Annotated in this window: 20 protein-coding genes, 1 other RNA gene, 1 pseudogene and 1 riboswitch; of the genes and pseudogenes, 18 read left to right on the plus strand and 4 right to left on the minus strand. The window is 56.6% G+C overall.

Annotated features, from left to right (window positions below):
* Window positions 1–86: 86 nt before the first annotated feature.
* On the plus strand, window positions 87–716 hold the full coding sequence (gene sspA, locus ACTG2T_RS11420; RefSeq protein WP_005336279.1) for a stringent starvation protein SspA: 630 nt from the start codon (window positions 87–89) through the stop codon (window positions 714–716).
* Window positions 713–1,138 (plus strand): ClpXP protease specificity-enhancing factor, encoded by a 426-nt coding sequence (locus tag ACTG2T_RS11425; protein ID WP_005336278.1) that lies wholly within the window; start codon window positions 713–715, stop codon window positions 1,136–1,138. The genes sspA and ACTG2T_RS11425 overlap by 4 nt, the downstream gene beginning before the upstream one ends.
* A gap of 43 nt (window positions 1,139–1,181) precedes the next feature.
* On the opposite strand, the gene dolP is transcribed toward ACTG2T_RS11425, so the two are convergent.
* The 4 genes from dolP to ACTG2T_RS11445 are packed head-to-tail and all read right to left on the minus strand — an operon-like array spanning window position 1,182 to window position 4,465.
* Entirely contained in the window at window positions 1,182–1,760 is a 579-nt protein-coding gene (gene dolP, locus ACTG2T_RS11430) for a division/outer membrane stress-associated lipid-binding lipoprotein (RefSeq protein ID WP_005336277.1), read from the minus strand.
* Window positions 1,761–1,764: 4 nt separating this feature from the next.
* A complete protein-coding gene (locus ACTG2T_RS11435; RefSeq protein WP_005336275.1) occupies window positions 1,765–2,355 on the minus strand; it encodes a D-sedoheptulose-7-phosphate isomerase in 591 nt (196 codons plus the stop codon).
* Between the two features lie 9 nt (window positions 2,356–2,364).
* Window positions 2,365–2,736: a YraN family protein gene (locus ACTG2T_RS11440; RefSeq protein WP_005355127.1), complete on the minus strand. Its 372-nt coding sequence runs from the start codon at window positions 2,734–2,736 to the stop codon at window positions 2,365–2,367.
* Window positions 2,678–4,465 carry a penicillin-binding protein activator gene (locus ACTG2T_RS11445; RefSeq protein WP_019444831.1) on the minus strand — a complete coding sequence of 596 codons (1,788 nt, stop codon included), beginning with the start codon at window positions 4,463–4,465 and terminating at the stop codon, window positions 2,678–2,680. Before ACTG2T_RS11445 ends, ACTG2T_RS11440 begins: the two co-directional genes overlap by 59 nt.
* A gap of 199 nt (window positions 4,466–4,664) precedes the next feature.
* Between ACTG2T_RS11445 and rsmI the strand changes: the two genes are divergently transcribed.
* From rsmI to lfiJ, 16 genes and pseudogenes are all read left to right on the plus strand, one after another.
* On the plus strand, window positions 4,665–5,498 hold the full coding sequence (gene rsmI, locus ACTG2T_RS11450; RefSeq protein WP_330124679.1) for a 16S rRNA (cytidine(1402)-2'-O)-methyltransferase: 834 nt from the start codon (window positions 4,665–4,667) through the stop codon (window positions 5,496–5,498).
* 177 nt (window positions 5,499–5,675) lie between these two features.
* Window positions 5,676–6,062: RNase P RNA component class A (gene rnpB / locus ACTG2T_RS11455), an RNA gene on the plus strand.
* Between the two features lie 227 nt (window positions 6,063–6,289).
* Window positions 6,290–7,162 carry a lateral flagellar motor switch protein LfiM gene (lfiM, locus tag ACTG2T_RS11460; protein ID WP_181497028.1) on the plus strand — a complete coding sequence of 291 codons (873 nt, stop codon included), beginning with the start codon at window positions 6,290–6,292 and terminating at the stop codon, window positions 7,160–7,162.
* An 8-nt stretch (window positions 7,163–7,170) separates the two neighbouring features.
* Window positions 7,171–7,548, plus strand: a complete 378-nt coding sequence (gene lfiN / locus ACTG2T_RS11465; protein WP_019444828.1) for a lateral flagellar motor switch protein LfiN — start codon at window positions 7,171–7,173, stop codon at window positions 7,546–7,548.
* Complete coding sequence (gene fliP, locus ACTG2T_RS11470; RefSeq protein ID WP_005336248.1) at window positions 7,548–8,282, plus strand: flagellar type III secretion system pore protein FliP; 735 nt, start codon at window positions 7,548–7,550, stop codon at window positions 8,280–8,282. Before lfiN ends, fliP begins: the two co-directional genes overlap by 1 nt.
* A 1-nt stretch (window position 8,283) precedes the next feature.
* Entirely contained in the window at window positions 8,284–8,553 is a 270-nt protein-coding gene (gene fliQ, locus ACTG2T_RS11475; RefSeq protein ID WP_005336246.1) for a flagellar biosynthesis protein FliQ, read from the plus strand.
* Entirely contained in the window at window positions 8,550–9,332 is a 783-nt protein-coding gene (lfiR, locus tag ACTG2T_RS11480) for a lateral flagellar biosynthetic protein LfiR (protein WP_005336245.1), read from the plus strand. Before fliQ ends, lfiR begins: the two co-directional genes overlap by 4 nt.
* The gene (flhB, locus tag ACTG2T_RS11485) at window positions 9,329–10,465 is read left to right on the plus strand and encodes a flagellar biosynthesis protein FlhB (RefSeq protein ID WP_330124678.1); all 1,137 of its coding nucleotides are present in this window, start codon (window positions 9,329–9,331) and stop codon (window positions 10,463–10,465) included. Before lfiR ends, flhB begins: the two co-directional genes overlap by 4 nt.
* Window positions 10,466–10,468: 3 nt before the next feature.
* Window positions 10,469–12,544, plus strand: a complete 2,076-nt coding sequence (gene lfhA, locus ACTG2T_RS11490) for a lateral flagellar biosynthesis protein LfhA (protein ID WP_139400293.1) — start codon at window positions 10,469–10,471, stop codon at window positions 12,542–12,544.
* A 174-nt stretch (window positions 12,545–12,718) separates the two neighbouring features.
* Window positions 12,719–12,806: riboswitch (cyclic di-GMP riboswitch) on the plus strand.
* A gap of 135 nt (window positions 12,807–12,941) precedes the next feature.
* Window positions 12,942–14,327, plus strand: coding sequence for a lateral flagellar response regulator transcription factor LafK (lafK, locus tag ACTG2T_RS11495; RefSeq protein WP_139400295.1), 1,386 nt, complete (start codon window positions 12,942–12,944; stop codon window positions 14,325–14,327).
* A 3-nt stretch (window positions 14,328–14,330) separates the two neighbouring features.
* Entirely contained in the window at window positions 14,331–14,657 is a 327-nt protein-coding gene (lfiE, locus tag ACTG2T_RS11500) for a lateral flagellar hook-basal body complex protein LfiE (RefSeq protein ID WP_005336241.1), read from the plus strand.
* 17 nt (window positions 14,658–14,674) lie between these two features.
* A pseudogene (gene fliFL / locus ACTG2T_RS11505) lies at window positions 14,675–16,422 on the plus strand (lateral flagellar M-ring protein FliFL).
* Window positions 16,409–17,437, plus strand: coding sequence for a lateral flagellar motor switch protein FliGL (gene fliGL / locus ACTG2T_RS11510; protein WP_005336238.1), 1,029 nt, complete (start codon window positions 16,409–16,411; stop codon window positions 17,435–17,437). The pseudogene fliFL and the gene fliGL overlap by 14 nt, the downstream one beginning before the upstream one ends.
* Before the next feature lie 12 nt (window positions 17,438–17,449).
* Window positions 17,450–18,142 carry a lateral flagellar assembly protein FliH gene (lfiH, locus tag ACTG2T_RS11515; protein WP_019444822.1) on the plus strand — a complete coding sequence of 231 codons (693 nt, stop codon included), beginning with the start codon at window positions 17,450–17,452 and terminating at the stop codon, window positions 18,140–18,142.
* Entirely contained in the window at window positions 18,135–19,466 is a 1,332-nt protein-coding gene (gene lfiI / locus ACTG2T_RS11520; RefSeq protein WP_330124677.1) for a lateral flagellar FliI-like assembly ATPase LfiI, read from the plus strand. The genes lfiH and lfiI overlap by 8 nt, the downstream gene beginning before the upstream one ends.
* A 9-nt stretch (window positions 19,467–19,475) precedes the next feature.
* Window positions 19,476–19,889, plus strand: a complete 414-nt coding sequence (gene lfiJ, locus ACTG2T_RS11525) for a lateral flagellar protein LfiJ (protein WP_005336226.1) — start codon at window positions 19,476–19,478, stop codon at window positions 19,887–19,889.
* Window positions 19,890–19,892: the final 3 nt, after the last annotated feature.

The following is a 19,892-nucleotide window of genomic DNA, read 5'->3' on the forward strand; positions in this document are numbered from 1 at the left end:
CGACCAGATACGGGTAATATAATGCACGGCAATGAAGACCAAGATGCTTCATTGCCGTTTCTGCTTTTTAATGACGGGAGGGTTCAATGGCTGTAGCTGCCAATAAGCGTTCGGTAATGACGCTGTTTTCCGGTGCCAACGATATGTTCAGCCATCAGGTGCGTATTGTCCTGGCGGAGAAGGGTGTTAGCGTGGATATCTGCCAGGTTGATCCAGCCAATCTGCCGGATGAGCTGGCCGAGCTGAACCCGTACAACTCTGTACCGACCCTGGTTGATCGTGAGCTGGCACTCTACACCTCGCGCATCATCATGGAGTATCTGGACGAGCGCTTCCCGCATCCGCCCCTGATGCCTGTTTACCCGGTTGCCCGCGGTAACAGCCGTCTGATGATGCACCGCATCGAGCTGGACTGGTACTCACTGGCTGACAAGATCATGGCCGGTACCGATGCTGAAGCGGCACGCAACGAACTGCGTGACAACCTGCTGGCCATCGCGCCGATCTTCGGTGAAATGCCCTATTTCATGAGCGAAGAGTTCGGTCTGGTGGATTGCTACATGGCACCGCTGCTGTGGCGTCTGCCGAGCCTTGGCATCGACCTGACCGGTCGTGGCGCCAAAGAGCTGAAGGCCTACATGGTTCGTCTGTTCGAGCGTGAGTCCTTCCAGGCTTCCCTGACCGAAGCCGAACGCGAGATCCGTGCTGGCGTATGAGCATGGAACCGACAATGACACCGAGCCGCCCGTACTTGTTACGGGCGTTCTTTGACTGGTTGCTGGACAACGATCTGACCCCTCATCTGGTGGTCAACGTCAACATTCCCCATGTGATGGTGCCGATGCAGTTTGCTCAGGACGGGCAAATTGTACTGAACATCGCGCCCCGAGCCGTGATGCAATTTCACATGGATAACGAGGCTATCAGCTTCAGTGCCCGTTTTGGCGGGGTCTCCCAGCAGGTTTATATCCCGATGGCGGCAGTGTTGGCTATCCATGCCCGGGAGAACGGTGTGGGCACCATGTTCCCGCCCGAGCCGGGTTACGATATCTGGCTTGAGCAGGCTGAAGCGCCGGTGGAGCCTGAGCCGGAACCGCCGCGTCCAAGCGGTCGTCCGACCCTGAAGGTAATCAAATAAAAAACGCAGCCGATTGGCTGCGTTTTTTTATGTGCGGTCGGGCTTAGTTCTGGGCGAACTCGAAGGCCTTGATCACGCGCTTCACGCCGGTTACATGGCGGGCGATGTTGACTGCCTGCTCTCCCTCCTGGCGAGTCACCAGACCAATCAGGAACACCTCGCCGTTCTCGGTGACCACCTTGACCTTGGTGCTGTCGAAGTTCTTGGTGCCGAACATATCGGCTTTCACCTTGGAGGTGATCCAGGAGTCATTGCTGCGAGTGGTGAAACTGGCAGGTTGGCCGATGCGCAATTCGTTGTAGACGTGGCGCACCCCTTCGATGCGACTGACAATTTTGCCCGCCTCAATCTTGTAAACGTCAGAAGGTGTCTGGCCGACCAGCAGGACGCGGCCATTGTTGCTGTAGACGCTGATCTTGCTGGCTGCGCTGAGTGGTTTGTTGTCGGCCAGCAGATTGGCCGCTTTCAGCTCGATGGTCTGGTCATCCCACTGCGCGCCCAGCGTCCGGCGATCGCCAGAGGCCTTGGCAGTCCCTGCGGCGCCGCCAACAACCAGGGCTGCGCAGCCTTGCAGCAGCAGGGTGCTAACCAGCAGACCGAGCAGGATAGTGTGCTTTTTCATGGTTTCAATCTTCCTGTTGCGGGAAAAGTGTCTGGTCGATGAGATCACACAGGCAGTGCAGGGTCAACAGGTTCACTTCCAGAATGCGAGGGCGACGGGCGGAGGGAACACGGATCTCCACATCGTTCGGGCCGAGCAGACCTGCCATTTCGCCACCGTCACCCCCACTCAGCACCACTATGGTCATGTCGCGGGAGAGGGCGGCCTCGGCGGCCTTGATCAGGCTGCGGCTGTGGCCGGAGGTGGTGATGACCACCAGAATGTCGCCAGGCTGGCCCAGCGCGCGGATCTGCTTGGCGTAGACCTCTTCAAAACCGTGGTCGGTGGCGATGGCGCTGATGGTCGCCATGTCCGGGGTCAGGGCCATACCGGGCAGGGAGGGGCGCTGGGTCTCGTAGCAGTTGACCAGCTCGGAGATGAACAGTTGCGCCAGTGCGGCAGAAGGACCGTTACCGCATGCCAGCACCTTGTGGCCATTGAGCAGGCAGATGGTGATCATCTGGGCTGCAGTATGGATGGCATCCGGCAGCGCCTCGGCGGCGGCTATCTTGGTCTGGATGCTTTCGGTGTAGTTCTCTTTGATGCGGTCAGTCATAGGGTCCTCTTAAAATGCGTTCTGGATCCAGGCTGGCTGGTCGCCCTCGAACGCAATCACATCGAATCGGCAGGCCTGATTGGCCTCGTTGATGGCATGTTGCTTCAAATAGTGGCGCGCTGCCAGCATGATCTTGTGCTGTTTGCTGCGGGTGACCGAGCTGGCGGCCCCGCCATGGCTGCCGGTGGCCCGGTAGCGCACCTCAACAAACACCAGGGTCTGGCCCTGGTGCATGATGAGATCTATTTCACCGCCACGACAGCGGTAGTTGCGAGCTACCGGTTGCAGGCCCCGGGCCTGCAACCAGCGTTCAGCGACTTGTTCAAAGTGCTGTCCCTTGCTCGTTGGTGAGGGGAACAGGCTCGGCAACTGCTGGCGCATCCGTTTCCATAGTTCCTTCATTGGAGGGCTCCTCCAGTTGCTGAACGGCGTTCTCGTCGACCAGTTTGCCGTTCTGGTAAGTACCCCAGCTCAGCATACGTACGATATTGCCCTGGGCATCCACGCTCAGCTGACCGCTCATGCCGGCCTGCTGCATGCCGCCCACCTTGCGCATCTGCTGCAGGTTCTCAGCCAGACTGACGGCATCGTAGCCCATGGCAAACAGGCGCAGCAGGTCACCCTGAGTCTGCGGCCAGAGCAGGGCGATCTGCTCGCGCTGTTTCTCGTAGCCGCCCAGCAGCAGCGGCATATCGGCGATATGCATGCCGTTGAGCTCGGAGGCGACCTCGGTTGCGGCGCTGTCGTAGCCACGGGAGCTGGTGTAGATGGGCAGGCTGCCCATCGGATTGACCGAGACATCCACGTAGGGCTTGATCATCCGGGTTTCCAGGCTGTTGGCCACCACGTAAACGGCATCGATGCTGCGCGGTGCGGCATCAGAGAGTTGCACCACTTCACCAGCTCGGGCGGTAGAGCGGCCGCTCAGGGCATTCTTGACCATCCCCTGCACTTCGTTACGGGCACCGAAGGTGGCAACGACCGGCTTATCCTGGCTCAGGGTGGCCCAGCTCTGCTCGAACGCCTTGATACTGCTGTAACCGATCCGCCCCTGAGCGGCGATCAGCAGCGGTTTGCGGTAGCCCTGGGTGTAGAGGTACTGGGCTGCCTGCGCGGCATCTGCGGCGGCAGAGAGGGAGAAGTAGTAGGTGGTGTCGTTGACGACCGGCTTGTCCAGCTCGTTGAGCGCCAGTACCGGCACGGTCGGATTGGCCTTGAGCAGCTCCTCGACCCTGTCTTTCAGCAGCGGGCCGATGATCATGTCTGCCCCTTCCTGAATCGCCTGCTTATAAAGGTCGCCGGTCGACTTGCTCTGGGTGTCGTAGAAGTTCAGGGTGAATTGCCCCTGATTTTCCTTATAAGACATCAGCATACCGTTACGGATGGCGGCGCCCTGCGGTTCCAGATTGCCTGAGAGGGGCAGCAGCACAGCGATCTGTTGCACCGAGGTGCTGGCAGTGGCCGCCAGATCGCCCAATCCTGCCGGCATATCTTTCTGGGCCGGATGGTTGGGGAAGTCACGCTTCCAGCCTGCCAGCTGGCGGGCCAGCAGGTTCGGCTGGGCGCCAAACTCGTTGACCAGTGCCGCCAGTCGCAACCAGCCGGTGGTCACATCAGGGGCCGGAGCCTCTTCCAGTGCTTGCAGGGTGGAGGGGGTCATGCTTTTGAGCAACGACCAGATTTGCTGATGGTTGGTCGCCTGCTCGCTCTGATTGAGGTAGGGCTCCAGTGCAATCAACGACTTGGCTGCGCCAAACTTGTTGTTGATGTCGAGCTGTAGCACCACGCGCTGGCGATACCAATCCTTCTGGGTATCGGCATCCAGCACCACCTCGGGTTTGCCTTCCAGCAGGATCAGCGCCTGATTGGCGTGGCCTTGTGCCAGCAACAGATGGGCTTGCAACAGTTGCAACTGTGCCTTCTGGGCGGGGTCCTTGGCCTGCTTCTGCAATTGCTGGAACAGCGCCGAGGCCGGTTTGGCCTGGCCCAGCGCCAGATAGCTGCGTGCCGCCAGCATCTGCCAGGTAAAGGCCTCGGCCGGCTTGGCGGGATCCACCTGCTCAAGATACCACTGGGCATTCTTGGTCAGATTGGAGAACGCAGAGGGCATGCCTGACTGCCCTGACGGTTGATTGGGCTCCGACGCACAGGCGGCGAGCAGTACTGCCGCGAGTATGATGCCGAAGAGTCGTGATACACTTAGCTGCTTTGTAACCCGGTTCAAGTTCATTCCCCGACCAGTGTTGAAGTTCCCCATAGTGTAAACGGGCCAATATGGCGACACAATTGTCGGGGCACTCGGAGATCCCATGAGTGACATCCCAACCCTGTATATAGTCCCCACTCCGATCGGCAATCTGGCGGACATCACCCAGCGTGCATTGGACATTTTACGCAGTGTCGATCTGGTGGCAGCTGAAGATACCCGTCATACCGGTATCCTGCTCAGCCACTACCAAATCTCGGTGCCGACCTTCGCCCTGCACGATCACAACGAGCAGCAGAAAGCCGATGTGCTGATCGGCCGGATCAAAGAGGGCAAGAGTGTTGCGCTGGTCTCCGATGCTGGCACCCCGCTCATCAGCGACCCCGGTTATCACTTGGTCACCCGCTGTCGTGAAGCCGGGGTCAAGGTGGTGCCGCTGCCCGGTCCCTGTGCAGCCATCACCGCTCTGAGCGCGGCCGGTCTGCCCACCGATCGATTTGCCTTTGAGGGCTTCCTGCCCGCCAAGAGCAAGGGGCGTGAGGATCGCCTGCAAGCCGTTATTGAAGACACCCGCTCGCTGGTGTTCTACGAATCGCCGCGCCGTGTGCAGGATACAGTAGAAGCGATTGCTCGCATTCTCGGCGAGCGTCATGTGGTGGTGTGCCGCGAGCTGACCAAGACCTTCGAGTCAATCCATGGTCTGCCAGCCTCTGAAATGCTGGCCTGGCTTGGTGAAGATGACAACCGTTGCCGCGGCGAGATCGTGCTGGTCGTGGCTGGCGCCTCCAAAGAGGAAGAGGATTTGCCAGCCGAGGCGATCCGTACTCTGGGTCTGCTGGTGGCCGAGCTGCCACTGAAAAAAGCGGCCGCCCTGACCGCCGAGATCCACGGCGTGAAGAAGAATGCCCTCTACAAATACGGCCTCGAGCACTATTGAGCCGGTTAATAGGCCGTAAGGCTGTTTTAATAGGCCGTAAGGCTGTTTTCTGACCAGTGCAATCCCCCGAACCGGCGAGCATTCAGCATGTAAACGGGGGCCAAAGCGCGATAAATGGCTGTAAACGGGAATTGCCGGTTTACCCCGTGCGTATCGCAAGGCTATAATCCGCGCCTCGGAGTTGGCTGGGCAATCGCTGCTTCGTCGTTGTGTCCCTCGGGACAGACGGGCGGAGGGGAGGAAAGTCCGGGCTTCACAGGGCAGGGTGCCAGGTAACGCCTGGGGGGCGCGAGCCTACGACCAGTGCAACAGAGAGCAGACCGCCGATGGCCCGCAAGGGATCAGGTAAGGGTGAAAGGGTGCGGTAAGAGCGCACCGCGCGACTGGCAACAGTTCGTGGCACGGTAAACTCCACCCGAAGCAAGACCAAATAGGCCCCTATTGGCGCGGCCCGCGTTGGGGGCGGGTAGGTTGCTTGAGCCAGCGAGCGATTGCTGGCCTAGAGGAATGATTGCTACCCGGGGCAACCCGGTACAGAACCCGGCTTACAGGCCGACTCCGACCTCATTCCGCGTGAACCGTCACGCTAAAATCCCGGTGCCTAACGGCACCGGGATTTTTATTATTCACGCCGAGATGCACCGCATGGCGGCTTTCTGGAATTTGTAATAAAGTTCTCACCCTTTTTGGTCGATATACGTCGGCTGGACTGTCTGTATCTATCACACTGCTGGCCTGATGAGCGACCCTGTGGCAGTAAGGCGAGATGAAATGGTTAAGGTGGATTATTAATGTCATCAAGCAGCGCAATGCTCACACCTTCCCGGCTGCTTAGCGCAGAACGGGGCAGAACCCTGCCTCATTATGATCTGTTGGGTGTCGAGCGGTTAAACCACGCCCGTTTGAAGCAGGTCAATGGCCAGTTGAGCACATTTTCCCTGCAAGCTGCGAGTTGTATGGCCCAGCTGTTCAATAGTGCGGAGTGCGAACTGAATTATGGCGAGTTCGCCTTTTCCGGTCCTGCAGAGATAGATGACGCTCATATCTGGGTCGAGGCGAGAAGTCCGCTTGAACCACAGCGCGCCGTCTATTTCTCGATCGCACCCCTGGTCATCTATCGTCTTGCGGTCCTCTTTTTCGGTGGCACCTTGCAGCAAAAAGAGGAGCATGTTCAGTCTGGCAAAGGGCTGACCGATACCGAACAGCGGCTGTTATTGCGGCTTTGCCAGTATCAGGTTGATATCTGGTGTGCTTGTCTGGGGTTGGGGGATCTGAAGTGGCAGTTGCATGTCGTGCCACGTGATTCCATCGCCCACCGTCAGCTCTGGACCACGCAGGCAACCCTGCAGGCAGGTAATTGCACTCATCACTGGCAGATGTGGTTGCTTCCTCCCGAGGAGTCCATTTCTCAGGTCAGTCATTCCCTGCCGGAAGGTCAGCTGGAACAGGCTCTGACTCATGTCCCGGTTCGTCTGCGGGTGGTGATGGGCCAATTGTCCATGACGCTGGCAGATCTTGAGTGTCTCAAGGTGGGTGATGTGCTGTCACTGGATTTGCCTGAGGTGGTGCCAGCATTGATTGGCAGCCGTCCCTGCTTCAGTGGACGAATCGCAGAACACAAAGGCAGCCTGGTCTATCAGGTTGCGACGGTTGTAGAGGAGTAAATTGAATCATGAGCGAGCACAATATGAATGATCCGCTGGATCTGGATGGACTGGATCAACTGTTTGGTGACGACATCAGTATGCCTAGCGCCGCAGACTACTTGGCCCCCACCAGTAGCAGCAAACAACGGGATCTCTCCTTCTTTCGCCAGATCCCGGTCAAGGTGACGCTGGAAGTGGCCAGTACCGAAGTGCCGCTCGGCGATTTGATGCGCGTCGAGGAGGGGGCTGTCATTGAGCTGGACAAGCTGGCAGGTGAACCGCTGGATGTGCGGGTGAATGGCCGTCTGCTTGCCAAGGGCGAAGTCGTCGTCGTGAATGGCAAATATGGTCTGCGCCTGGTTGATGTCATCGATACCAACCTGCTGGGCGGCATGGACGACTGATGCGCTATCTGCTGCTGACGCTGCTGTTATTTTCGCTGCCCGGCTGGGGGGCGGACATGACCTTGTTCTCGGTATCGCCAGGCGCTTCAGGGGGCGAGGACTACAACATCAAGTTGCAGATCCTCTTCTTCATGACCCTGTTGGGTCTGCTTCCGACCTTGTTACTGATGATGACCAGTTTTACCCGGATCATCATCGTACTGGCCATATTGAGACAGGCCCTTGGCCTGCAGCAGAGCCCTCCCAACCGGGTGCTGATCGGCATCAGCCTCATCCTGACTGTGGTGATTATGCGTCCGGTCTGGACGGACATGTATCAGAATGCATTTGTCCCTTATGACCAGAATGAAATAACCCTGTCAGAGGGGATCGCCAAGGCAGAAAAACCCCTGCGTAAATTCATGCTGGCCCAGACCCGTGAACCGGATCTGGAGCAGATGCTGCGCATCTCTGGTGAACCAACAACGGTCGCCAAAGAGGATGTGCCTTTCGGGGTGCTGTTGCCTGCGTTTGTATTGAGTGAGTTGAATACCGCATTTCAGATTGGCTTTATGCTGTTTATCCCCTTTCTGGTGATCGATTTGGTGGTCGCCAGCGTTTTGATGGCGATGGGGATGATGATGCTCTCCCCGCTGATCATCTCGTTACCCTTCAAACTGATGGTGTTTGTGTTGGTCGATGGCTGGTCGATGACCGTCGGCACCTTGGCTGCCAGCTTTGGTGGGGGAGGCTGATATGACCCCTGAGCAGAGCGTTGCCCTGGTTGGTGGCGCGGTCAATCTGGTGGTGACCATGGTCTCGGTGCTGATTGTACCGGGCCTGATCGTAGGTTTGGTGGTCAGTATTTTTCAGGCGGCCACCCAGATCCAGGAGCAGACGCTCAGTTTTCTTCCCCGTTTTATCGTGACTTTGATGACCCTTATCTTTACGGGTAACTGGCTGTTGTCGCAGATCACCACTCTGTTCCAGGATCTTTTTCTTAAAATCCCCGGGTTTATCGGATGAATTCGCTGCTGTCCCTCAGTGCTGCTGACCTGACCGCATGGTTGGGACAGTGGTGGTGGCCGTTTATCCGGATCGGTATGGCATTCTGGGTGATGCCGGTCTTTGGGGATACCCGGGTGCCTGCGCAAGTTCGCCTGATGCTGGCGTTCATCATCAGCCTGCTGCTCGCCCCCATGATGAAGGATATGCCGGTTGTCGATCCTTTCAGTGCCGGTGCGCTGGTCCTGGCGGTGGAGCAGCTGCTATTTGGTTTGCTGTTTGGTCTGTGTGTCCAGTTGCTCTATATGGTGATGACCACTGCGGGGCAGATCCTCTCCATGCAGATGGGGCTCGCGATGGCGGTGATGAATGATCCGGTCAATGGGGATTCTGCACCCATCATCAGTCAGGTCATGATGGTGTTTTGCGCCTTGCTCTTTCTGGGGCTGAATGGCCATCTGGTGGTACTGGATATTCTGGTGCAGAGCCTGCGTAGCTGGCCGCCGGGTTCATCTCTGGATCTGATCGATATGAAAGGTGTGATCGGCTTGTTTGGTTGGTCTATCGGTGCCGCCCTGTTACTGACGTTGCCTGCCGTTGTCGCCATGTTGATGGTTAACCTGACCTTCGGGGTGATGAACCGGACCGCCCCTTCGCTCAATATCTTCTCTCTCGGTTTTCCCATGACCCTGTTGCTCGGGTTGCTCACCATGGCGCTCTCCATCAGTGGTGTGCCCTCCCGTTATCTGGATTTGGTTACCCATGTGCTTGAACAGCTGCGAGGCTTGACCCCGGCATGAGTCAGAACAGCGCACAGGACAAAACCGAAGAGGCCTCCAGCCAGAAACGCCAGAAAGCGAGAGATGAGGGGCAGATCGCTCGCTCAAAAGAGCTCAGTTCTGCCGGTTTGCTGCTGCTTGGCGGGTTGGTGATGCAGTGGATGGTGCCGGGGTTTGGCCAGTTCTTTGCCGAGTTGATGAAGCGTCCGCAGCGTTTTGACTGGCAAGGTGCCCGTGACCCGCAGATGATGATCCATTGGTTGGGTGAAGCGCTCATAAACATGCTGTGGGTGCTGCTGCCCCTGTTTGGTTTTCTGGCCCTGATGCTGGTGTTGCTCAGCATAGTGCCGGGCGGTATGGCGTTGACCTGGAAAAAGCTGCTACCCAGTGGCGAGAAGATGAACCCTTTGAAGGGGCTGGGGCGCATGTTCTCCAAGAACAGCCTGATGGAGTTGCTGAAGTCACTGCTCAAGGTGACGCTGATCGGCGGCACGCTGGCGTTGATGTTAAATCATCAATGGCCTTCCTTGTTGATGATGAACCGGATGCCCCCTCAGGCGGCCCTCGAGCAGGCGCTACGGATCCTCTCCCAGGCATTTATTTTGCTGGGGAGCGTTCAGATGCTGATTGCCGTGCTGGATGTGCCCTATCAGCGCTGGTCGCTTAACAAGCAGCTCAGGATGACCAAACAAGAGGTCAAGGATGAGCACAAGAACAGCGAAGGGCGTCCCGAAATCAAAGCCAAAATCCGCCTGGTACAGGGAATGCTTGCCCGCGCGCGTATCGAGCAGCGGGTACCACAGGCGGATGTGATCATCGTTAACCCGACCCATTATGCGGTGGCCATAAAATATGATGCGGCTCGTGCCAATGCCCCTTTCGTGATTGCCAAAGGGGTCGACAGCATGGCCGAGCGGATCCGCCAGGTTGCCAAGCAGCATGACAAGATGGTGATGAGCTTGCCTGAGTTGACGCGAGCCATCTATCACTCGACCAGGGTGGATCAGGAAGTCCCCGCAGGTCTGTACACGGCAGTTGCCTATGTATTGAACCATGTATTGCAGTTAAGGGCGTATGAGGCAGGCAAGGGGAGGAAACCGACCCCTCTTGCCCCGTTATATGTACCGCCCGAGTTACGTCAACCTGAGAGGTAAGTTGTGAACTGGCGTGTATTCACCCAATCCTATACCGCAATTCCGCTGATGTTATTGGCCATTCTGGCCATGATGATCCTGCCTCTGCCCGGTTGGCTGCTGGATGCGCTCTTTACCTTCAACATCGTGTTGGCGGTTCTGGTGTTGCTGGTATCCGTCTCGGCCCGCAGACCACTCGATTTCTCGGTATTCCCAACCGTGTTGCTGGTGGCCACCTTGATGCGGCTGTCGCTGAACGTGGCCTCTACCCGGGTTGTGTTGCTGCATGGTCACGAAGGGCATGAAGCAGCCGGTAAGGTCATCCAGGCATTCGGTGAAGTGGTGATCGGTGGCAACTATGTCGTCGGTCTGGTGGTCTTCGTGATCCTGATGATCATCAACTTTGTGGTGATCACCAAGGGTGGCGAGCGGATTTCGGAAGTATCCGCCCGCTTCACGCTGGATGCCATGCCCGGCAAGCAGATGGCCATCGATGCCGACTTGAATGCCGGCACCATGGATCAGCATCAGGCCAGGGCTCGCCGTGAGGAGATCGCGCGAGAAGCGGACTTCTATGGTGCAATGGATGGTGCTTCCAAGTTCGTTCGTGGTGACGCGATAGCTGGCATGTTGGTGCTGATCATCAACCTGGTGGGTGGGTTGGCCATCGGTATTTTCCAGCATGCCTTGCCCGTTGCAGAAGCCTTCCAGCGTTATGCGCTGCTGACCATTGGTGATGGTCTGGTTGCCCAGATCCCGTCCCTGCTGATGTCGACTGCTGCGGCCATTATCGTGACCCGGGTCAGTGATGAGGGGGAGATGGCTGATCAGGTTGGTCAGCAGATCCTGGCATCCCCTCGCGTTATCTATACCTCTGCAACGATAATGCTGATCCTGGGTCTGGTGCCCGGGATGCCTATGCTCGCATTCCTCAGTTTCGCAGCTGTACTGGCCTGGACTGGCTGGAGTGTCAGCAAGCGAGCCGTCAATGTGCCGGATCTGGATGCAGCGCAAGAGCTGACTCGTCAAATGATTCAGCCTGAACAGCAAGCACTGGAGTGGCAGGATTTGCCACCAGTCGATACGGTCGCCATCGAGCTTGGTTATCGTCTGGTGCCATTGGCTGAAACGGATAAAGGGGCTGAACTGCTTGCACGAGTGCGCGGGATCCGCAAAACCCTCTCCGAGCAGTACGGTTTTCTGCTCCCCGAGATCCGGGTGCGCGACAATCTGCAACTGCAGCCGGATCAGTACCGGATCAAGTTGTCCGGTGTCGCGTTGGCGATGGGGAATGTGGATTGCCAGCGCTTGATGGCGATCAGCAGTGGTGAGACCTATGGCGCGCTAGATGGCGAGTTGACCCAGGACCCGGCCTACGGTATGAGTGCGGTCTGGATCTCCCCGGAGCAAAAGGCCAAGGCCCTTAATCTTGGTTACTCGGTGGTGGATTCGGCCACCGTGATTGCCACTCACGCCAGCAAGCTGTTGCGTGAACAACTTGATGCACTGTTTGGTCACGATGAAGTTGGCAAACTGGGCCAATATCTCGCCAGTCAGTCCCCCCGGTTGGCTGAAGAGCTGAATCTGGCGCTGACCCAGATGCAGCAATTGAGAGTGTTTCGTCAATTGCTAAAGGACCAGGTCAGTCTTACCGATATACGAACCGTTGCCACGACGCTGCTGGATGCGAGCGAGTTGACCAAAGACCCTGTCTTGCTGGCATCCGATGTGCGCTGTGCCTTGAAGCGCCAGATTGTGCGGCAGGCTATTGGTAATCGTGATGTGTTGGCCACCTTTACGCTGGATGATCGCCTTGAGCAGACCTTGCTGGCTGCAATGAATCAGTCACAACAGCAGGGCAAAATCCAGCTGGACAGCTTTCCGGTCGATCCGCAACTGCTGGCCCAATTGCAGCAAAATATGCCGTTGGTGAAGGAGCAGTTGCAGCAGTTGGGACATGCCCCCGTATTGGTTGTTATGCCGCAACTGAGACCGTTAATAGCCCGTTATGCCCGATCATTTTCAAAGGGACTCAAAGTGCTTTCCTACAATGAGATACCTGAAGAGCTACGGGTGGAGGTAATTGGTACACTTGGTTAATTACTGTTGGATAAATATCCTGAAGGGAAGTGTTTTTTCCGCCCCAGCTTGAATTGCCGTATGAATACTATATGATGTGGCGAAAATTGACGCAGCAATGTGTGAAAGTTAAATAACAAAAACAATATTAATTGTGTTGCCACACGCTTAGCCCATCAGGCGGGGCGTGTTATCACATTGTAAGGGCAAACTGAACTGAAAAGTCAGGACGCAAAGCCTCCGGTCTAACAGCAGGAAAGCTAATGACAGCGGGGTTACCAAGGTGAGTTTGGATACAATTCTGTTACCATCTAGATACAAATTTCACTTTTTTAAGTGCGAATTTGTATTTCTCCTTTGTGTCTGATAATTCAGCTCTATTGATTGTTCTATCCACAATCACAGGTGTCAGACGTCTATGTCTTCGGGATTACCAATAAATACAACAATCGGGTTGTGTGGCGATAGCTTGGCTGGGCCACATATATTATTGATTCAGCCGCTAATAGTTGCCGAAAATGAGGTTGAAAAAATCCTATCCAAGGAAGGCATCAGGGTATCAAGCGTTAATTCTGTTAAACAATCAAAGGGCATTATTGCTGATGGTAATGTCAATTTGATCCTGCTCGATATGGATGCCATGACCGAGCTTGGGCCGCGTATTCTGCGTGAATTCGAAGGACTTGATTGTGTCATCATGGTCAATGAGCACCAGGCCACCATTGCTGCGGAAGCTATGTGTGCCGGGGCTGTTGACTATATTGTCAAACCCTTCTGCCCCCAGCAATTGCTCGATGCTGTCCGTGGTGCTCTACGCCTTCGTCAGGCGATCCCCAATCTTATCGCTGTGTCGCCCATGAGCCTGCAGGTCTTGCAACTGGCCCGACGAGCAGCCAAAACCTCTGCCACCATTCTGATCGGTGGTGAGTCAGGAACCGGTAAAGAACGGTTGGCCCGTTATATTCACGAAATGTCTGTCAGAGCGGAAAAACCATTTCTGGCGATTAATTGTGCAGCAATTCCTGAGGCAATGCTTGAGTCAATTCTTTTTGGCCACAATAAAGGTGCATTTACCGGTGCTGTTTCTGCCCAGCCCGGCAAATTTGAGTTGGCTCAGGGGGGAACCCTGTTGCTGGATGAAATATCAGAGCTTCCTTTGAACCTGCAGGCTAAATTATTACGGGTGCTGCAAGAAAAAGAAGTTGAGCGACTTGGCAGCAATCAAACGATTGCTCTTGATGTTCGAATCATTGCCGCCAGCAATAAAGATCTGCGCAAACTGGTTGCATGTGGGCTATTTCGTGAAGACCTTTTCTATCGTCTTGATGTATTGCCAATGAATTGGCCCGCATTGCGTGAACGTCCTGAGGATATTATTCCGCTGGCCAACTACTTTATTGAGCGTTATGCATCCCAACAGGGCTATCGCCTGAGTGAACGTGCCTGTCAGTTGTTGCTGTCATATGAATGGCCAGGAAATGTACGAGAGCTGGATAATGTCATTCAACGGTCATTAATCATGGCGCGTGGTTTGCATATACAGTCCGTCGATTTGATGTTGCCAAATTGTATTCTTCCCGAAGAAACAGTCGCAGCAGACACGTGGCATGCTCCCGAGGGGTTAAGTGAAACCCGGCGGCATGCCGAGTTCCAATTTGTATTAGAGACCTTGCGCCGCTTTCGTGGCCATCGTACCCGCACAGCAGATGCATTGGGCATGACAACCCGGGCACTGCGCTACAAGCTTGCGGCGATGCGTGAGCAAGGCATTGATATTGAACAGCAGATTCAAGCAGAGGGATAAAAAGTGAAGATTCAGATGATGTCATCACAGGTGACGCTACTGCAGCAGATGCAGGAGATGCAGCGTGTCGCAAGCCAGACCCCTTCTATCGAATCCAATGATCTGTCGGGAGCATCATTTACCGATGCCATGCGGGATGTGGTCGGGCGCGTCAATGAACAGCAGAATGTCGCGTCAAAATTAATGGCATCCGTCGATGCCGGGCAGAGCGATGATCTGGTGGGCGCCATGGTGGCGAGTCAAAAAGCCGGCTTGAGTTTTTCAGCCTTGATGCAGGTTCGCAACAAGCTGATGACCGGTTTTGATGACATTATGCGCATGCCGCTCTGAGGTAACAGATGACTGAACTGGTAACGTCTCCTCAGGGGGCTGCCCCTGATTCGCTCAAGATCAGGCTACAAGAGGGATTGCGCAATTGGCGTACCCTCTCCCGTGACAACAAATCGATCCTGACCATTGCTCTGCTGGCTGCCATTGTGGCCGGTACCATAGTCGTTATCCTGTGGACCTCCAGCAAAAACTATGTGCCCTTGTATGGCAAACAGGAGCTATACGATACCGCCAACATCATGGAGATGCTGGAGAAAGAGCAGGTGCCTTTCCGTCTGGAAAAGAGCACCGGTCAGGTACTGGTTCCTGAAAACCAGCTGGCTCATGTCCGGATGGCGCTTGCTGCACGAGGGGTGCGTGCAGCCATGCCGTCTGGTCTGGAAGGGCTGGATAACGTAACCGGACTGGGTACCAGCGAATTTATGGAAGGGGCGCGTTATCGTCATGCCCTGGAAGGGAGCTGGCCCGCACCATCATAGCGCTCGATGCCGTGCGCAGTGCCCGTGTTCATCTGGCTATTCCGAAACGCACGCTATTCGTGGGGCGCGATGAGGAGAAACCCAGCGCATCGGTAATGCTCGATATGCAACCGGGCCAATCCATCGAAGCGGGTCAGGTCGAGGCGATTGCCAACCTGGTAGCAGGTAGTATCTCCGGAATGAAGCCCGGTGCCGTCACTGTGGTTGATCAATCCGGCCAGTTGCTCAGCGCAGAGCTGGGGGACAAGGTCGGTTTTGGCAAGCAGAGCGTTCAACAGATGGAGTATGTCCGCAAGCTGGAACAATACATTCGTCAGCGTGCCAATGACATGCTCTATCCCATGCTCGGCAGCACCAATTTCAAGGTGCAGATTGCGGCAGACGTTAACTTCAACGCTGTTGAAGAGACCCAGCAGCAGCTCGATCCACAAGGGGTGGTTACTCGCGAGTCCAACAAGTCAGACAAGACCATCGATGCGCTGGCGATGGGGATCCCGGGGGCGTTATCCAACCGCCCGCCTGAAACTGCGGCAAAAGATGAAAAGGCTGGTGCTGACAAAAGCAATGCAAATGCCAATACCGCTACACAACAGAACGACACTCGTACCGAGCGTCAGGAAGTCAGCAAGCAGTACGAAAACAGTCGCACCATAGTACACACCCGTTACCAGCAGGGACGTCTGGAACGAATTAACGTATCAATTCTGCTTAACCAGCAGATTGCACCGAAAGGTGGCTGGAGTGCCGAGCAGCTGGAACAGATCCGTCAGATGGTAGAGCGTGCTGTCGGTTTCGATGAGACGCGTGGCGATCAGATTAGTCTGCAGGCCTTCGATTTCAATGGTGCAGTACAAGTAGCCGCTCCCGAATCCAGTTGGTGGGAGACCCCCTACTGGCAAGACTCCTTGCGCTATCTGGTCGGAGGTTTGCTTGGCCTGACACTGGTCTTCTTCGGTATTCGTCCGTTGGTGAAACATCTGGTTCGCACCCAACAGCAGCCGGATATGGAAATGGGTGAGACGGAAGAAGAGCTGGAGCCCACAGTCGGATTGTCCATGCGCAGGGATGACGATGATCCCCAGCTGACGTCTGCTCTTTCAAATAGTCTGATCCGTACTGACAACAAGATGGAGCCCCAGTTCTCGTCACTCGATATGGAGTCGTTGCCGGAACCTGGATCCGAGCTGGAGGTTCAGCTCAAGCATTTGCAGTTGCTGGTTGAAAAAGATACCGCCCGGGTGGCGGAGGTTGTCAGAGCATGGGTGAGTGGCAATGAACAGCGTTAACTTGAATCAGAGTGCCGTCGATATCGATATCGACAACCTTGAGAAGGCCGCCATCTTGTTGCTGAGCATGGGGACCGAATCTGCGGCCAAGGTGATGCAAAAGCTCTCCCGCGACGAGGTGCAGCGTTTGATTTCCAAGATGGCCTCTCTCTCTGGCGTCAGTTCGATGGAGGCAAAGTGGACGTTGCAGCAGTTCTTCAATCACTACCGTGAGCAGAGCGGAATTGGCAGCGCTTCACGGGAGTATCTGGAACAGACGCTCGATCTTGCTTTGGGGCAACGACTCTCCCGTAGTCTGCTCGACAGTCTGTACGGCGATGTGATGAGCCAGGATATCCAGCGTCTGCAGTGGGTACCTGCCGATGTGCTTGCACGTTTCTTCCGCAACGAGCATCCCCAGATGCAGGCTGTGCTGCTGGCCTTCCTGCCGCCCCAGACTGCGTCCGCCGTGCTTGATGCCTTGCCCGGCTCGGTGCATGACGATTTGCTGGTGCGCGTCGCCAGTCTCAGCAGTGTCAGTGAACATGTGCTGGGCGAACTCAGGCTGACACTGGATCGCTGTCTCACCTACGTGGCGGATCAATCTGGTGCCAAGGTAAACGGGGTGCGGCAGGTAGCCGATATTCTCAACCGTTATCAGGGTGACAAGGAGCAGATGCTCTCCCTGTTGCGGGAACACGATGGTGACATGGCGCTTGAAATTGAGAAGAACATGTTCGATTTCATGGCGTTGCGCCGTCAGAGCGACGACACCTTGCAACGGTTGGTGCAGGAGCTGCCCAGCGAATTGCTGGCATTGGCTCTCAAGAACACCGAAACCAGCTTCCGCAAGGTGGTGTTGGGTGCCATGCCGAAGCGGATGGCTCAGGCGCTGGACGATCAGATCCAGAACCAGGGCAGTGTCTCTTTGCGCAAGGTCGAGCAGGCAAGGGAAGAGGTCATGCAACTGGTCCGCGAGTTGGTGGAGCAGGGCGAGATCGAGTTCCAGCTGTTCGAAGAGCCCACCGTCAGTTAACAGGAGGCATTCATGAGTCACAATGTGCGCAAATTGATGCCTGGGGCGACCCGTCTGTATCGTTTCCCTGCGCTCGGTCAGAGTGGGGAAGAGGCCCGGAGTCAGCAAGAACAGTTTGAATTCGGCTATCAACAGGGGCTGGAGCAAGGTCATGACGAAGGTTATCAGGCCGGCTATCAGCAAGGGCTGACCAGCGGCCTGCAGGAAGGCGAGAGTACCGGTTTGCAACAAGGGCAAACCCGCGGGTTTGCTCAGGGCCTTTCGGAGGGGCGAGCCGCCTTCGAACAGGCAATGGTGCCGTTTGCCAAGCTGCAAGAGCAGTGGGAGTCACTGAGCCGGGCCCGGATGGCCGCGCAGAAAGAGCTGATTGCCCAGCTGGTGGCGCAGGTGGCCAAGCGGGTCATCATGGCCGAGTTCACCCTCAATCCGCAGCAGGTGATGAATCAGGTCGAGCAGGCGTTGGCTACCTTGCCGAGTGAGTCGGAAGAGCTGGTGATCTACCTCAATGAGGGAGACCGACAGCGACTCGCCGAGCAGGGGGTGACTCGCTGCGAAGGGTGGCCATTGCAAGTTGATGCAGCACTTGGGGTAGGCGATGCCCGTATCGAAACGCGCGCAGCCGTCGTCGAGGTAAGTACCAGCTCCCGCCTGGCAACCTGCATCGAACAGCTCAACAGCTCGCTGGACGTGCCGCAAGATGCATGAAGCCTTGCAGCAGGCTCTGACCAGTGCGCTGGATAATCTGGATGAGCTACCCGCATTTCGTCGCTTTGGCCGGTTGGTGCGAGTGACCGGTTTGACTCTGGAAGTAGTCGGCTGCAAACTGGTGATGGGGCAGCGTTGTCGTGTCAGCACGGCAAGTGGAGCTCCTCTGTTGGCCGAGGTGGTCGGTTTTAACCGGGATATCTCTTACCTGATGCCGCTGCAGCCGATGAGTGGCCTCTTCGCGGGGGCTCAGGTCGAACCGATCGATGGAGAAGAAACTGTTCGGCTTGGTAGTCATCTGCTGGGGCGGGTACTCGATGGACTGCTGCAGCCCCTCGACGGACAGCCGTTACCCGACGTTGGTGACAGTGTCCCCCTGTTTGCTCTTCCCCCCAATCCGCTATTGCGAACCCCGGTACGTGAACCGCTGGATGTCGGTATCCGCGCCATCAATGGCCTGCTGACGGTTGGCAAGGGTCAGCGTTTGGGTCTGTTCGCTGGCTCGGGGGTCGGCAAGAGTATGTTGCTGGGCATGATGACCCGCAATACCGCTGCCCAGATCGTCGTGGTGGGGCTGATTGGTGAGCGGGGCCGTGAGGTGCGCGAATTCATCGAGCACAGTCTGGGGGCGGAAGGCCTGGCTCGCGCTGTGGTCATCGCGGCGCCAGCAGATCAATCTCCCCTGATGCGGTTGCGAGCGGCCCAGCTATGCCACCGGATTGCCGAGTATTTCCGTGAGCAGGGGCAGGATGTGCTGCTGCTGATGGATTCGCTGACCCGCTATGCCCAGGCACAGCGGGAAATCGCGTTGGCCATCGGTGAACCTCCTGCCACCAGAGGGTATCCACCCTCGGTATTCAGCATGCTGACCCAGCTGGTGGAGCGAGCCGGTAACGGCACGCATCCGGATGGCAGTCTGAGTGCGTTCTACACAGTGCTGGCGGAAGGGGATGACCAACAGGATCCGGTGGTCGATGCGGCGCGCGCCATTCTCGATGGTCATATCGTGCTGACCCGCCGTCTTGCGGAAGAGGGCCACTATCCCGCCATCGATATCGGTGCCTCGGTCAGTCGGGTTATGCCACAAGTCGTGCCTGCCGAATGGCAAAAGCTGGCGGTCACCTTGCGCCAGCTATGGGGACGCTATCAGCAAGTGCGTGAGCTGTTGCCACTGGGCGGTTATCAACCCGGGGCCGATCCGCAGATGGATGAAGCTGTTCAGCGTTATCCGGGGATTGCGGCATTTCTGCAGCAAGGCTTGCATGAAGAGATGGCCTTTGAGCAGGTGATGGTTGGTCTCAAGCAGGTGCTGGGGCAGGGATAAGGATTCGTTATGCTGAAGTCTTATCTGGGGTTGCAACAGGAAGAGCTGGAAAATCTTGGCGCCGAGCGTCGACGCTTGCGGGAGCTGGCGTTGCGGGAAGAGCAGCGAGCACACAAATTGCAGGAAGTGATCTCCTCGCTGCGGCCCGGTTCCGACAAGTTTCACCCTTTGCTATGGCAAAACAAGCAACAGATGGATGGCCAGTTGCGCCGTTTGCTCTCCCATCAGGTGCAGCAATCTGCGCTGGCCAGACTGGATCTGGAGCGCCACGAAGGAGAACTTGTCCGGCAGTTCGGGCGGGTCAAGGGGCTGGAGCTATTGCTGGCACGACGTGATGATGTTGCTCGCCAGCAGCAGGAGAGGCGGGATCAGCTACAGCTGGATGAGCTGGCGAGTTTGCGTCACCTGACCCGCAAAGAGTAAGAC

Source organism: Aeromonas sp. 75A (assembly GCF_051919425.1).
GTDB classification, from domain to species: domain Bacteria; phylum Pseudomonadota; class Gammaproteobacteria; order Enterobacterales; family Aeromonadaceae; genus Aeromonas; species Aeromonas veronii.

Bases quoted from the DNA above. Each gene is read 5' to 3' on its own strand.
- sspA (WP_005336279.1), top strand. From the start codon at position 87: ATGGCTGTAGCTGCCAATAAGCGTTCGGTAATGACGCTGTTTTCCGGT.
- ACTG2T_RS11425 (WP_005336278.1), top strand. From the start codon at position 713: ATGAGCATGGAACCGACAATGACACCGAGCCGCCCGTACTTGTTACGG.
- dolP (WP_005336277.1), bottom strand. From the start codon at position 1,760: ATGAAAAAGCACACTATCCTGCTCGGTCTGCTGGTTAGCACCCTGCTG.
- ACTG2T_RS11435 (WP_005336275.1), bottom strand. From the start codon at position 2,355: ATGACTGACCGCATCAAAGAGAACTACACCGAAAGCATCCAGACCAAG.
- ACTG2T_RS11440 (WP_005355127.1), bottom strand. From the start codon at position 2,736: ATGCGCCAGCAGTTGCCGAGCCTGTTCCCCTCACCAACGAGCAAGGGA.
- ACTG2T_RS11445 (WP_019444831.1), bottom strand. From the start codon at position 4,465: ATGCCCTCTGCGTTCTCCAATCTGACCAAGAATGCCCAGTGGTATCTT.
- rsmI (WP_330124679.1), top strand. From the start codon at position 4,665: ATGAGTGACATCCCAACCCTGTATATAGTCCCCACTCCGATCGGCAAT.
- lfiM (WP_181497028.1), top strand. From the start codon at position 6,290: ATGTCATCAAGCAGCGCAATGCTCACACCTTCCCGGCTGCTTAGCGCA.
- lfiN (WP_019444828.1), top strand. From the start codon at position 7,171: ATGAGCGAGCACAATATGAATGATCCGCTGGATCTGGATGGACTGGAT.
- fliP (WP_005336248.1), top strand. From the start codon at position 7,548: ATGCGCTATCTGCTGCTGACGCTGCTGTTATTTTCGCTGCCCGGCTGG.
- fliQ (WP_005336246.1), top strand. From the start codon at position 8,284: ATGACCCCTGAGCAGAGCGTTGCCCTGGTTGGTGGCGCGGTCAATCTG.
- lfiR (WP_005336245.1), top strand. From the start codon at position 8,550: ATGAATTCGCTGCTGTCCCTCAGTGCTGCTGACCTGACCGCATGGTTG.
- flhB (WP_330124678.1), top strand. From the start codon at position 9,329: ATGAGTCAGAACAGCGCACAGGACAAAACCGAAGAGGCCTCCAGCCAG.
- lafK (WP_139400295.1), top strand. From the start codon at position 12,942: ATGTCTTCGGGATTACCAATAAATACAACAATCGGGTTGTGTGGCGAT.
- fliGL (WP_005336238.1), top strand. From the start codon at position 16,409: ATGAACAGCGTTAACTTGAATCAGAGTGCCGTCGATATCGATATCGAC.
- lfiH (WP_019444822.1), top strand. From the start codon at position 17,450: ATGAGTCACAATGTGCGCAAATTGATGCCTGGGGCGACCCGTCTGTAT.
- lfiI (WP_330124677.1), top strand. From the start codon at position 18,135: ATGCATGAAGCCTTGCAGCAGGCTCTGACCAGTGCGCTGGATAATCTG.
- lfiJ (WP_005336226.1), top strand. From the start codon at position 19,476: ATGCTGAAGTCTTATCTGGGGTTGCAACAGGAAGAGCTGGAAAATCTT.